This is a genomic window from Entomomonas moraniae (assembly GCF_003991975.1).
GTDB classification, from domain to species: domain Bacteria; phylum Pseudomonadota; class Gammaproteobacteria; order Pseudomonadales; family Pseudomonadaceae; genus Entomomonas; species Entomomonas moraniae.
Map to the genome: position 1 here is coordinate 1054875 of NZ_CP029822.1, position 13655 is coordinate 1068529.

15 protein-coding genes are annotated in these 13655 nt (G+C 37.9%); 2 read left to right on the forward strand and 13 right to left on the reverse strand.

Annotated features, from left to right (window positions below; translation table 11 throughout):
* Position 1: 1 nt before the first annotated feature.
* From DM558_RS04970 to DM558_RS05030, 13 genes are all read right to left on the reverse strand, one after another.
* Positions 2-2296 carry an MMPL family transporter gene (locus DM558_RS04970; RefSeq protein ID WP_127162338.1) on the reverse strand — a complete coding sequence of 765 codons (2295 nt, stop codon included), beginning with the start codon at positions 2294-2296 and terminating at the stop codon, positions 2-4.
* The gene (locus DM558_RS04975; protein ID WP_164731250.1) at positions 2286-2888 is read right to left on the reverse strand and encodes an outer membrane lipoprotein carrier protein LolA; all 603 of its coding nucleotides are present in this window, start codon (positions 2886-2888) and stop codon (positions 2286-2288) included. The genes DM558_RS04970 and DM558_RS04975 overlap by 11 nt, the downstream gene beginning before the upstream one ends.
* Positions 2885-3313, reverse strand: coding sequence for an acyl-CoA thioesterase (locus DM558_RS04980; RefSeq protein ID WP_127162342.1), 429 nt, complete (start codon positions 3311-3313; stop codon positions 2885-2887). Before DM558_RS04980 ends, DM558_RS04975 begins: the two co-directional genes overlap by 4 nt.
* A 2-nt stretch (positions 3314-3315) precedes the next feature.
* Entirely contained in the window at positions 3316-5028 is a 1713-nt protein-coding gene (locus tag DM558_RS04985) for a glycosyltransferase family 2 protein (protein WP_127162344.1), read from the reverse strand.
* Entirely contained in the window at positions 5025-5360 is a 336-nt protein-coding gene (locus tag DM558_RS04990; protein ID WP_109702865.1) for an ApeI family dehydratase, read from the reverse strand. Before DM558_RS04990 ends, DM558_RS04985 begins: the two co-directional genes overlap by 4 nt.
* On the reverse strand, positions 5357-6694 hold the full coding sequence (locus tag DM558_RS04995) for an AMP-binding protein (RefSeq protein WP_127162346.1): 1338 nt from the start codon (positions 6692-6694) through the stop codon (positions 5357-5359). The genes DM558_RS04990 and DM558_RS04995 overlap by 4 nt, the downstream gene beginning before the upstream one ends.
* Positions 6691-7284, reverse strand: coding sequence for a COG4648 family protein (locus DM558_RS05000; protein ID WP_127162348.1), 594 nt, complete (start codon positions 7282-7284; stop codon positions 6691-6693). Before DM558_RS05000 ends, DM558_RS04995 begins: the two co-directional genes overlap by 4 nt.
* 19 nt (positions 7285-7303) lie before the next feature.
* Positions 7304-7555 (reverse strand): acyl carrier protein, encoded by a 252-nt coding sequence (locus tag DM558_RS05005; protein ID WP_228411847.1) that lies wholly within the window; start codon positions 7553-7555, stop codon positions 7304-7306.
* Positions 7555-7821, reverse strand: a complete 267-nt coding sequence (locus DM558_RS05010) for a phosphopantetheine-binding protein (protein WP_127162352.1) — start codon at positions 7819-7821, stop codon at positions 7555-7557. The genes DM558_RS05005 and DM558_RS05010 overlap by 1 nt, the downstream gene beginning before the upstream one ends.
* Positions 7822-7823: 2 nt before the next feature.
* Positions 7824-8561: a lysophospholipid acyltransferase family protein gene (locus tag DM558_RS05015; RefSeq protein WP_228411822.1), complete on the reverse strand. Its 738-nt coding sequence runs from the start codon at positions 8559-8561 to the stop codon at positions 7824-7826.
* A gap of 34 nt (positions 8562-8595) precedes the next feature.
* Positions 8596-9333, reverse strand: coding sequence for a beta-ketoacyl synthase chain length factor (locus DM558_RS05020; RefSeq protein WP_164731251.1), 738 nt, complete (start codon positions 9331-9333; stop codon positions 8596-8598).
* 384 nt (positions 9334-9717) lie between these two features.
* Positions 9718-9999 carry a site-specific integrase gene (locus DM558_RS05025; RefSeq protein WP_228411823.1) on the reverse strand — a complete coding sequence of 94 codons (282 nt, stop codon included), beginning with the start codon at positions 9997-9999 and terminating at the stop codon, positions 9718-9720.
* Positions 10000-10105: 106 nt separating this feature from the next.
* The gene (locus tag DM558_RS05030; protein WP_127162358.1) at positions 10106-10375 is read right to left on the reverse strand and encodes a PAAR domain-containing protein; all 270 of its coding nucleotides are present in this window, start codon (positions 10373-10375) and stop codon (positions 10106-10108) included.
* 220 nt (positions 10376-10595) lie between these two features.
* On the opposite strand from DM558_RS05030, the gene DM558_RS05035 reads away from it, so the two are divergent.
* The gene (locus DM558_RS05035; protein WP_127162360.1) at positions 10596-13109 is read left to right on the forward strand and encodes a type VI secretion system Vgr family protein; all 2514 of its coding nucleotides are present in this window, start codon (positions 10596-10598) and stop codon (positions 13107-13109) included.
* Complete coding sequence (locus DM558_RS05040; RefSeq protein WP_164731252.1) at positions 13109-13633, forward strand: DUF4123 domain-containing protein; 525 nt, start codon at positions 13109-13111, stop codon at positions 13631-13633. The genes DM558_RS05035 and DM558_RS05040 overlap by 1 nt, the downstream gene beginning before the upstream one ends.
* The last annotated feature ends 22 nt before the right edge of the window (positions 13634-13655 follow it).

A 13655-nucleotide genomic window follows, 5' to 3' on the forward strand; every position in this document is an offset into this window, starting at 1 on the left:
TTTAATTTACCTTATCTTTCACAATAGCAAGTGGTGATAATAAAAAAGCAGTCAGTATTCCTGTGCTTAACACCAGTCCAAAATCAACAATGGCCTGAGTATGGCTTAACGCCAACAAGCCGAATGTTAGCAAGGTAATTAACGCAGCAAGGCAAATTGCAATAAATGAAACGGGAGGAGCTGTTCTTGCATTAGCAAAAAAAAGTGTGTAATCAATACCAACGCCTAATACTAATGCCAGAGCAAGTGAAGAAAATAAATTTAGTGGAATGCCTATTATACCAAGTATGGCAATACCGACTAAGAGAGACAACCATGTAGGGATAATACAACGTACTCCTTGCCGCCAACCGAAACGTACTAAAAATAAACCGCTAATGACAAACAAAGCCGTCACCAATAACCAACTTAAATAATAACGGTATGTTGCAAAGAGTGCATTATACTCTGAATGCTTATCCATCCAATAAACATTAGGAATTTTTTTGGTTAATTCAAGCAGAGGTCTAGCCTCTTTAACACCTGCGACAGGAACTAAAATGACAGTCTGTCCACGCTTATTTTCAAACCATAATAAACGCCACCCTTCGCTCACTACACTCGACAACCACATCTCAGGTGTTAATATATCCGTTGCCACTTCAGTTGATAAATGCTCTATCCCCTCATTTTTAAGTTTCTCTACCACTGGAACTGTTAAGTTTTTCAATAGTGCGATATTTTCTTTTTGGTGCTGTATAGAGGGCAATGGAAGCAGTCTATAGCTACTAATTTGTTGTTCTTTTTGTAGTTTAGCAAGTGCTGGCTTTAATACTTGTAAAGACTGTAATGCTTGCTCTCCTGTTTCACCATAAATAACAAACCACTTTTGATCAGCATTCTGCTTTGTTAGGCTAGCTATTTTATTATCTTGTGCTTGTAAATGTATGGGAAGCGCTTGCAACTGTTTAATATCATCGTCTATTGTTAGCCTGCTTAAACCAAAAAGACTCATACCAAGTAGTACAATCGGCAGCCCTACCCGAATATAATTATTTTTATGCCATAGCGTTAACCATGCAGTAGCGAAAGAAATATTGACTGTACGAGTTTTAAAACGTTTAGTAAGGTAGGGAAACCAGATAATGACTGTAATAAATGCCGTTAACAAACCAACCACTGCAAATACAGCTAACTGTCTTAGACCAGGGAAAGGCATTAAGATAGAGAGAGAATAGGCAATACTACTGGCAATAACGGCTAAAGATAAAGTGGGTAACAATTTAAAGAAAATAGCTAGTCGATCAATCTGCTCACTCTCTAGCAATCTTGTGGTTAAGTAAAAGAGTGCATAGTCAATGGTTAAACAAATAACTGTACTACTCATTACCAATGTAAGAACATGGATTTGTCCAAAAACCATTAATACAAAGGCTATCCCCCACAAAACACCTATTAATGCAGCCAACGTAATCAATAAAATAGGCTTAATAGATCGGAAGAAAGCCAGTGTTAACAAGATAATTCCAACAATAGAGACAGCACCTATATTAATAATATCTTGTTGTGCTTGTTGGCTTGCATAATCGTTATAATAAAGCATGCTACGCTGCAATATTAAAGTATTAGGCCATTGTCTTTGCAGTTCGTGCTGGATTGCTTGAAATTTTTCTACATTGTCATGGGAGTTTTTTAAAGCAAGCGCATTATCCGATAGCTCAGCATAGAGAAAATACCAAACTCGTCCAGAGGCATCCGCTACCGTAAGCCAACCATCCTTTAGGTTAAAATTATTACTTCCTGTTTTCTGGTTAAGCTGTGTTGAACGTATTAATAATAAGGGGTCATTGGTCAGTTCTTTTGTACTAACGCCTGCAAAAGGTGAATACAATTGCGCTAAAATCCATTGTGTTTGTACATCAGCCGACACTTCGAGTCTCGCCCTTGTTGTTTCATCCATCAAGGCGGAGCGATATTTATAAAAAAACTGCCCCCACTCTTGTTGTTTAACCTCATCTATTGGCGTGAAGGTACTTTCAACTTCAGGCAACGCTGCTACCTTTTTTAAGAAAAACTGTAGGGGTGCTAGGCTTTCTTCATCAGCGGGGCTAATTAGCCAAACCATTTGCTTACTTAACCGTTTATTAAAATCAGCGGTTAAGTCAATGGGTATCCCCTCTATTTTGTCACTTGGTAGCAACGACATAATATTATTATTAACGTGTGCTGTCGCCAATACGCGAACTAGTAATACAATTAATAAAACTGTAGCTAGCAACCAAATAAGGGCTAAAGCACGATGCCATTTAGGGAACAAAATGATTCAACTCCATCTGATTAAGCTTTGGCTCAGTGGTTTGATTAAAAAAATTAATCGTTGTTTTATCACCTTGTTTATCATCAAGCACAACTTGCTCGACAAACTCATTACCCGATAAGGTAATGGCATTAAAAATCTTGTTTATTGGACTTGCAATAGGTTTTAAGGTTAGCACCCAGCCTTTCTCATCCCCTTTTATATCAGAGCTAAAACTACGCGCCAATACTTTTTTATCAAGATTTAAAATAGCGGTTAGTAAATTATTAAATTGAAACATTTGAGGATTACTTTCTTCAGTAATAACTTGAGCTTCCTCACCATTAACTATTTGTGTCATTTTATTTTGTGTTAACACTAAAACCAAATTAAACGGTTGTTGTTGATGCCAATATAAACCCTGTTGTCTAGCAAAAATCATTGAACCTTTAGCATTTAAAGGCTTAGCGATACCTTTAATTTGCCTTGCTTGCTTAAAGTCAGCCCTTACCAGTGGCTGCTTTGCGAACTGGGTAGCTAACTCATCTATTGTAATGCCCCAACTAGTAGATGAAAATAATACAATTACAACGCTAATCCACCATATTCTCATGATATGACCCCTAATTTTTTCCATAAAATAGATGGACACACAAAGCACATTTCTTGTTTATGCATATTAACCGCCACCTGTATGGTATAACCTGTTGTTAATTTCTTATTCGTTAAACTATCTACAATTTTATAATCGATGCGTAGTCTATTTTCGTACTCAGTAATCGTAGCTGTAATATTAATTCTTTGCTCAACAATAACTGGAGCAATGTATTTTGCACGAGCATCAACAACCGGCCAAGCATAACCAGACATCTTCATTTGCTCATAACTGTAATTAACTTTTCGTAATAGTGCTTCACGTGCAATTTCAAAATACCGAAAATAATTACCATGCCATACAACCCCCATCGCATCCGTATCATGGAAAGGTACGGTAAGCGCAATCGTTTCATTGTGTATTACATTTTCTTTTGGTTGCATTGTTAATCCTTTGATAACTTTTCCAAACCATTATCTTGCCAAAAGTTATAAAAATTAAACCAGTCTAATGGAGCCTCTATACAATGATTGGCCAATTCGTCTGCATATCTCTGTGCTAACATGGCTATCTGATGCGGTCTCTCATTTCTCTTAATTGATTGTGGAACATTAAATTCTTTAAAATCGATATAAAACTGTTCTTGTTTCTTCAAGCAAAACATTAAATAAACAGGGTATTTTAGAAGTAATGCCAAAGTAAAAGGCCCTTTTGGAAAAGGTGCTTTTTTACCTAAAAAACTAACCCACACTCTACTTTGCATAGTATCTCTATGATATGTCGTCACCGGTGTTCTATCACCAACAATAGCAACCCATTCGCCAGCTTTAAGTTTTTCCTCAAGCAGTATAGTGGTATCCATACCCACTTCATCCACCTGTATTAAATTAATTGTAGACTTCGGGTTTATTTCTTTTACAAGTTGGTTAAAACGCAATGCATGTTTAGTAAATACAAAAGCATTGATGATGACATGATCGGACAACTCTGCTAATGCTCGACACACTTCAATATCGCCTAAATGAGATACTAATAGCAAGCAACCCTGTTTTTGTTTAACTAAATCTAGGCAATGGGATTTATTTGGAAAGTTAATCTGCTCAGCAGGTATCTGATTGAGCCAAGCAGCTACCTTATCTAAACTCGCTTGGGCAAAGCGTAAAAAATGTTTATAACTATTCAGGTGCGGTAAAACAAGCCCTTTTTCGCTTGCATAACCTCGTAATAGGGCTAAATATTGTTGGGACGCTTCACGTTGTTTTTTACCTGTTAACCAAAAATAGCTAGCTATTGGATAAAGAAGTATATAACACAATCTACGACCAAATAACCGATAGACGGACAATAAAAAACGCATCCCCCATAGCCCCTTACGCTCAATAACTTCAGACCAATGTGTGTCCTTTTTAAAGTGGCGTTTAAGCAATGCGGGCACATGAGGAAACATACCAAAAAATAACCGTGTATGCATCCAAGAAATTCTTAAATTATCTTTCCACACAGAAAAGTGTGAGACACCATCTTTAGGATACACAACTTTTGTAGGAAAAAAATAACACTCGGTACCTTCCCAGTAAAGACGTACCATAATGTCTATATCAAAATCCATATATTGGCCAAGTGATTTCTTTTGTAGCAATGGCATAACCGCTGCTAAGGGATAAACTCTAAAGCCACACATTGAATCCTTTATCGTGAAACTTAAAGTTTCAATCCAAACCCAAACATGAGTAATATAGCGTGAGTATAACCGTGACTTTGGCACGGTTTCATCATAAATAGGTTGTCCCGAAATCAATGTTTGTGGATACTTATGTGCGTTAGCAATAAGCTGTGGAATATCATCAATATTATGTTGAGCATCCGCATCAATTTGCAAACAATGGCTATAGCCTTGCTTAAAAGCCTCCTTAAAGCCCTCGATCACTGCCCCACCTTTACCACTATTATGAGGCAAGGTAATTAACGTTAACCAATGATTAATTTCTATTAATTTCGTTAATACCTGTTTAGTCTCATCGTCACTCCCATCATCAACAATAATACAGGGAAGCTGATAAACTGATAGCCCACTAATCACTTGCTCTATCAAGCTGCCATGATTAAAGCAAGGGATTAAAACACATAAAGAGACTATTGGTTCAACATGCTGATTCATAAGTTAATTTGCCCAGTACTTGCTATTTTATTGCTTTTTGCATATTCAAATTTGAGCTTATTTTTTTCGAACAACCAATCTATTGTTAATACAACATCATCTTCTGGGCATAGTGGGCTTTGAAACTTAACAACATCTATGCCGCCAAAAGCTGTTATATTAAAATACGTTTGAGCATAATGCATTACCCAGTCGATCTGGGCAACACCGGGGAAAATAGCTTGCTCAGGGAAATGCCCAGCAAACCAAAATAAATCTTTTGATAATGTAAAAGATAACTGTAAAGAATATTTACTAATAGCAGGAGGATTCAAAAAAACCGGTAACATCATTTAAATAACCTCTCTAATTCATCATAGCATATCTTACCTCTTTCATTATAAGGCAATTCATTAATTACTCTCCATTTTTTTGGAATAGCTACAAACTCAAGCACCTCTTTTAAAGTTTGACGCCAACACTGAAACAGAGCATACCGACCTAAGTCAGATAACTCTGACTGTCCATCTACGGATAGTACAAGACAAGCTCCGAGTATAAAGCTACTCGATTGATCCAATACTATTACAGCGGCATCAACTACATTAGGTAATGCTTTTAATCGTTCCTCAACCTCAGAGAGGGAAACTCTTTTCTCCTCGATTTTTATGACTCGATCCTTTCTCCCTAGCAAATGAAAACCATTATCTAATAACTCAACCGTATCAGACAGCACAACAGGCAACACGCTACATAGCGGGCTATAGACTACCGCACCATCAGAAGTCGGGACAATCTTAATTGGTGGAAAGTTTAACCATGGCTGATTTTTATAACATTGCCTGCGAGAGGCAATCACACCTGTTTCACTTGAGCCGTAGATCTCCAGTGGGAGATTAACGAGACAATGTTTAACGTGTTGAGCTTCATCGTAAGTTAATGGGCCTCCACCAGATAAAATCATAGCAAAAGCCTTACTTGGCAAATTACTATCCAAACGCTTTAAAAAAGCGGGGCTCGCCACCAAAAGGGCACCTTCTGGATAAAGACAAAGCTGTTCATGATACTGAACCTTCTTTGACTCAAATGGGATACCTGACAGTAAAGGTAATAATACTTTAAATGTTAAGCCATATAAATGCTGATGGCTAACGGTTGCTATTACAAGTTCAATTAACTGATCAGCTAAAAGATGCTCAATTAATAAATGAACCTCTTTCTCCAACAGTGTTATAGGCTTACAAATCGGCTTTGGTATACCTGTTGAACCAGAGGTAAATAATATTAATGACAAATCCTTTGCCAATATTGGTAAATTAACTACCTCTTTAGACATACTTTGATGGACCTGAATCACAGGTTTTGTTGTGCTAATGGCGGATATATCCGTTAAAACAATATCAAAGGTATGTACTTGCTCCGCTAGCTTTTTAGACTTTAAATGACCTAATAAAATAGGTGTTTTCCCACTGTACAAAGAAGCAAACAAAGCGACAGCAAAAAAGTAACTATCTTCAAAATATAATGCACAACGATTACCCGGTAGTGCACTCAACTGATGAATAAGTGCTAAGACAGCATGTCTAAACTGATATAATGTGAAAGCTTGGCTACTACTCCAGGCAATAATCGTCGTAGGATCACGGGACTCATTTAAAACAGAGTCAATACTCAATGCAAGTGTCATGGCATATGCCTCTTACGCACTTTTTGGCGAACTAACCATTCGCTACACATCAATGTTCCCATTAATAAATAACTAATTAATCCATTATAAAGCGTCCAATACATCATATTATTAACTAAGCACGTTATCATAGAAACAGTGCCATTTAATACAAAAAAGACACACCACACCTTAGTCACCATTCGACAATAAGAAACTCCTTTTTCTGGTAACTCAGGTTCAGTTACTCTAGCTAACTGCTCTACAACACTTGGTGGGTTGAATAAACTATAAACAAATACCACTAAAAGTAACAAGTTAATACAAACAGGATAATATAAAACCCAATGATTCTCTTTCAATAACCAACTTAAGGCAGCTAAAAAAATCCCTAAAAAGGCACCTAATTTAAGGCACCATAAAAAATAACTAGACTTGAAATTGACTAAAAAGAAACGAATGCTAAAAAAAACGATAAGGACAGGGGCAATGAATTGAATGCCCGCATATTGCAACCCTAAATAAACAACTAATGGATAAAAAATTAATAATACACCAAAAAAAATGCCTAAAAAATTAGGCTTTTTTGATACATCAGCAGTAAACTTCATGTTATTTTATACCGACAAATTATTTATTATTGACTAGTCGATAAATAACTTCTTCTATATCACCAATTGTACGCACCGATTTAAAATCTTCAGGATTTACTTTCTTTTTAATCACTTTTTGTACATGAACAATTAAGTCAATCGCATCAATACTGTCCAACTCAAGATCCTCAAACAGTCTTGCCTCGTGAGTAATCACCGACTCAGGCACTTCAAAAAGCGTTACCATTGCTGATTTTATTTCATTAAAAATCTGCTGCCTTTCCATGATTATCCTCTTGCTACAACCTGACTATTAACAAAATCGACTAAACTTGCAATAGAGTAAAAATGCTTTTTAGTATCCTCACTCTCCGGTGATAAAACAATGTTATACTTCGACTTTAATGCAAGCCCAAGCTCCAAAGCATCAATAGAGTCCAAGCCCAACCCCTCATTAAATAAAGGCGCATGATCGTCTATTTGTTCAGGTGTTAAATCTTCTAAATTGAGGGTATGAATAATAAGTTGCTTTATTTCAGCTGATAATATTTGCATTATTACTTCTCTGCATTTGGATCTAATAATCCCGTCAAATAACCTGTTAACTTCCTAACATCAATAGCTAACGATGCCCCATCTTCATGTATAAAAGAGTTAATCGAAAGCTTACGCCCAACCTCAATATTAAATACAGGCTTACGTAATGGGACATGATACCACTTTTTATTTTTTGTTAAAAAGACCTCACTGCAAAAAATAGATACAATTCGTATATCAGCCCTAGAGCGTATTGCTATGTTTGCGGCACCTCGTTGTAATTTAAAGGGTTCTCCCTCTACAGTCCTTGTTCCTTCGGGGAAAACTAAAATCATATCCCCTTTTACTAAACAATGATGGCAATCTTTTAATAATTGTTCAGGATCATTATTAGGAATATATCCAGCGGCCTTTATAACACCTTTCATAAAAAAATTATTTAATAATGTATTTTTCACAATACAGGTACACTTTGGCATAACAGAAGTGATTAAAACATAGTCCAATAAATTAGGATGATTAGCAACGACAAGGCATCCATCATCCTCACTCAACTTCTCTACATTAGAAATCTGATAATCAAGTACACCTGTTATTTTTGTTAAAAGCAAAAATAGCTTAAAACTATAACGTATAGATTTTTGCGTTAACTCATGGCGCTTTTTATCATCCCGAATAACGCAGTTTAATAAATTAAAAAAGAAGGTTGATAACAATAAAGCACCTAGACCAAAAACACAAAACGAAAAACCTGTCATTAACAGGCGCCAGAATCGATTCAGGAATAAAAAACTATACTTCATTATTTAACGACCACTGCCATTGAGTCCTACAACCAACCACATTAAAGCTTTTCTTTTTTAATAGATAATGCTTCAAAAATATCAATGATTGAGGTAAGGACTCTACAACGGAACTATCAGGTTTTATTTGCTGCTGACAAATACAACTATTACCTTTCACTATTACCATCCCTAAAGCATAGACAAGCCCATCTTGATAAAAAAGCAGTCTACTTCGATAAGCCGCGGGAACGTTTCCATCAAAATCAATGAGTAAAACTTTATTCTTACCTGAGTGAAGCATAGCTTGAACCTCTAATAATCCTTGCTGAAAACTATCAGCCCCAGCAGATAAGGAAGAGACTGGAATATTTTTTTTTGCTTCAATCGTAAAAAGTCCTGCGGATGTATTATGGACTGACATCGTAAAGCTTGTTGGAGAGGGATCCTTTTGACTCACCAAATCTTTGATAATATGATAAGTGCGATCAAGCTCACCATGTCTACTCACAAAGACAGCTGCATCAATATCTGTATGTTTCTCTAATAATTGCAAAGCAGTTTCTAACGCCATCTTGCTTGATGAACTCATTCGCCTAGCAACCATCATAGGAATCTTTTTAAAAACCACTTTTTGTTGCATATTCCAGTTATAATTTTGGCTAGAGGACCATTGTTGCCAGAGGTCAGAACTACACAATCCCGGCGCCACCCCATACCAATCAAGAATATCAAATGAGTAACTCAACACACCCTCACCTCAAAAGAGATTTATATATTTATTATCTATAGCTTGTAATTATAGCTTATTTTTGAGAAATATTTTTTAATAATATAAGTCCTGCTTTTATTATGAATTTGCCTTAGATCAAAATGACTATAAAACAGACAATTGTATACGTTTTTTTGTCTACCTTATAAGGAGTAGTCACATTCCTTAATTCATCTAAAAAAAAATACCAACAAAAACCCTTCTTTAACTGCTGTATTTTTAATTCTTGTTATAACAAAAAAAATTGGGAGTATAAAATTGGCTATCAAAGTATTAGCTACATACTTTGATATTCTCTGTACGTAATGGAAGCTTATATTGTAAAAATAAGCTTAGATTTAAAGAGGTAGTCTGTATGACTTAAATTATCCTTTTTATCCAAGCAGCAATTGACTCTCTTGTTCTTTTAGTTAATTCTAATTGCACAGGGCTATCTGTCTTTTGATGTAATACATGAGCCCTACTTAAAATAGTTGGCCCGTAGGTCACATCGGATACTTTTAACTTCAATAGATCACAACCCCGTAGTTTGCCATCCAGTGCCAAATTGAAAAGTGCTAGGTCACGGGCTTTATCTTCTAGCTCTAAACCTAATTCGTATTCCCCAGATATAGGGTATCTGTAAAGTTTTTTTCTGACCAATAATAGGGTTTTTATTCCAAGGTGTTGTCGCCATCATTATTCTCCTGCAATAAAGGAGATTTTATTATAGTTAGCGATATAACCTTATCTAGGCAATTATTTTTTTCTAACCCTCAATCTGATATTCTCGTTGCGAAGCAATCAAGGTGGCTCCACATTTGGTTTTCATTCCTTCAACCGCGGGATTAAGACCCTCAATGGTCACATTCATCACCCCTTCTTCAATGGGGTAAGAACCTAAACATTTAGGACAGGTTACTTTATGGCTCTTGCAAGCAATACCTATCCCTTTGATCGGATGATTATCTAACCCTTCCGTCACCGTACCCCCATGACTTGTTTTATCCCCTTTACGAATCACACTTTTTAACACCATGGTTTAACTCCTTTTAATTGATTTGGGCTATTTTTAAATTCTTTCACCTATCTCACCCAACTAATGATGAGCATCTTATCTTGATTAATATTTAGTTTGTTTTTTGTACATCTTTAGTATAGTATTTATTTTATCTTGTTTGAAACTATAAAAAAATATTTTTTAAGCTATTGTAGCTACGAAGTTATAGCTGAACCAAAAGGATTTATTGGCGATCACTATGTTTGAAATTACAAACAATACCTCTTTCTTCTTAGAAGTAGAAGATGCTTCATCAGCTCGATTACAAGTGCTATCTTTTGATGGCATTGAGTCGCTAAATACCGAATACGCGATCGAAGTTACTTTGGTGAGTGATCATCTGCGTTTTGATGTTTCTTCGCTGCTGAGTAAAAAAGCGTTTTTAGCCTTTAATGGCAGTAAAACGTCAGGTATTCACGGCATTGTGTATGCGGTTCGTCGTGGTACCATCAGTGAGCACTATGCCGAGTATAAGATTTTATTGATGCCGCGCTTTACCCATTTACGTAAACGCACTAATCATCGCACCTTTATTAATAAGACCGTACCACAAATCATTAAAACCTTGTTAGAAGAGCAAGGGCTTTTAGAAAATGCACAGTTTGTTTTTAAGTTTAAAGAAGCTGCCGTTTACACACCACGTGAATTCTGTTGCCAATACGGTGAAAGTGATGCGGACTTTATTCATCGCCTGTGTGAGGAGTGTGGTATCGCCATCCATTATGAGTTTAGTCAAACAGAACACTTAATGGTGTTCAGTGATGCCATACCTTTTTTCCCGAAGCTTACACCGGCTTATTTATACCGACCCGATGCAGGCATGACAACCGATCAAATGGTCTTTAAACGTTTTGATGTGGAGTTACTGACTAACGCCAGTGTAGCCGCTGAACGAAACTATAATTTTAAAAATAAAAAACACCCCGAGTCAGCGGCTGTAAGAGCAACGTTAACCAAAGCTAACCAAGCCAATGAACCGCAGCTGGAACACTACCAATACCCAAGTTTAGGCAACACCCAAACCCAAACTAACTATCAAACAAAGCTAACCATTGAACGCTTAAATGCTAATCGTATACTGGCTGAAGCCAGCAGTAACATCAACACCTTGCACAGTGGTTATTATGTCAGTATTGAAGACTATCCGCTGGTGGATGGGCTCAATGCGAATGAGCCTTGGCTAATACAACAAATCCATCACCAAGGTAGACAACCTCAAGTACTAGAAGCTTTTGCCAGTACCCATTCGGCTGAAAGCTATTTAACCCCTAGCTTATTACAAAAACACTTTAAACACCCCATCCAAGAAGAACTGCAATTTACCAGCAACAGCTTCCAGCAAGGTTACCGCAACTGTTTGGTGGCCACCCCGCAACAAATTATTTATCGTCCCCAATACCTACACCTCAAACCTCGGGTATTAGGCACCCAGACCGCTTTGGTAACAGGCCCACAGAATGAAGAGATTTATTGCGATGAATACGGGCGGGTAAAAATTCAGTTTCATTGGGATCGTTTGGGGCAATATAACGAACATTCCAGCCATTGGATACGGGTTGCTAACAACTGGGCCCACCATAAATACGGTGCTATTGAAATCCCTCGAATTGGTATGGAGGTAGTGGTTGACTTTATTGAGGGTGATATTGATAACCCCATTATCCGCGGTGCCGTACACAACGGTATTAGCCAAGTGCCCTATGATCTACCCCGTATCAAAACCCAAAGCACGTTAAAAAGTAAAGAATACAAAGGCGAAGGCTATAACGAAGTTTTACTAGACGACACCACCGGTCAAGTTAAAACCCAAATTCACAGTACCCCGGGAACTAGCCAATTAAACTTAGGAGTATTAACCCATCCTCGAAATCTACCCAACACCAAAAAAAATGGTGAAGCCCGTGGCTTAGGGTTTGAGTTACGTACCGATGAATGGGGGGCTGTGCGAGCGGGTAAAGGGCTTTATGTTTCCACCGATGAGCGCAATAAAGCCAGCAGTCAACAGTTGGATATGCAAGAGGCCATTGACCAACTCAAACGAGCCTTGCAATTAGCCGAAGAATTAGCCAAATCCTCACAACAAGCCAATGCCCTAAAAACCGATACCGCTAACCAAAAATACCAACTTGATACGGTCTACACCCAACTAACCAAACCCGGGATGCTCACCAGTGCGGCTGAAGGGTTTGCTTTCACCACCCCCAAAGCAGCGCAAATCAGCGCCCAAGGTAATATCACCTTAACCGCCGGCGAAAATACTGACCTAAGCACAGCGCAAAACTTTCGTGTTGCTGCTGCGCAAGGTATTTCACTTTACAGCGTTAATCAAGATATGCAACTGATTGCCAACAAAGGCCAAGTCAAAGTGCAAGCACAAGCCAACCAAATGGAACTGGTGGCGGATAAAACCTTAAAAATTGTCTCCACTGAAGACCAAGTGATCGTTTCGGCCGATAAAGAACTGCTATTAACCTCGGGTGGCGCCTACATCAAAATCAAAGATGGCAACATCTACCTCCACGCCCCCGGTGTCATTGAAAACAAAGCCCTAGCTTATCCCCATGCTGAGCCGGCTAACATTGGTATGGACATGCCTGAATTTGTCAGTGCCTCCTCACCCAGCAGCCAATTCTTTAGACCTAGACGACCCATCTGCATTGAATGCTTAAAAACAGCTGCCGAGTACAGTGCGATGACGTTGGAGGTCTCGTAATGAACAACCCAGCTAATCTCCCCGTCAACCCTATTAAAAACAGCCAGCTTTACAGCTACGCCATTGTTGATTGTGCACAGCTTGAAGATGACTTTTATGCCATATTTATCCAACAATACGCACAATATGCAACCAATACAACCCAATCAACTCAAATAGAATCCCTGTTCAAAGGCACATTGGATGAACCTTCCGCCAAAGCAGGACCTGTACTCATAAAGCTCGACATCACCCAAGACAGTCCACTGCGCCAAAAACTACTCCGTCTAGAACAACAATCTCCGGCGGTACTGTGGCTATGGACCAAACTCGACTTTTACCATCTGGCTGAACGAACGTTAAAACCACTGCTGTATGGCCAACTCGAAGACCAGAGTGAAGTATTGATTCGTTACTACGACCCACGCTGTACTGAAAACCTGTGCAAACTCTTTAAAGAAGACCCCACAACTGCAAAGCTTATTAACCAAATCAGTGCGTGGGCTTACCAAGAAGATGGAGAATATCGCTATTTAATCACCTGAGCTAAGCAAAACAGCGAAACAG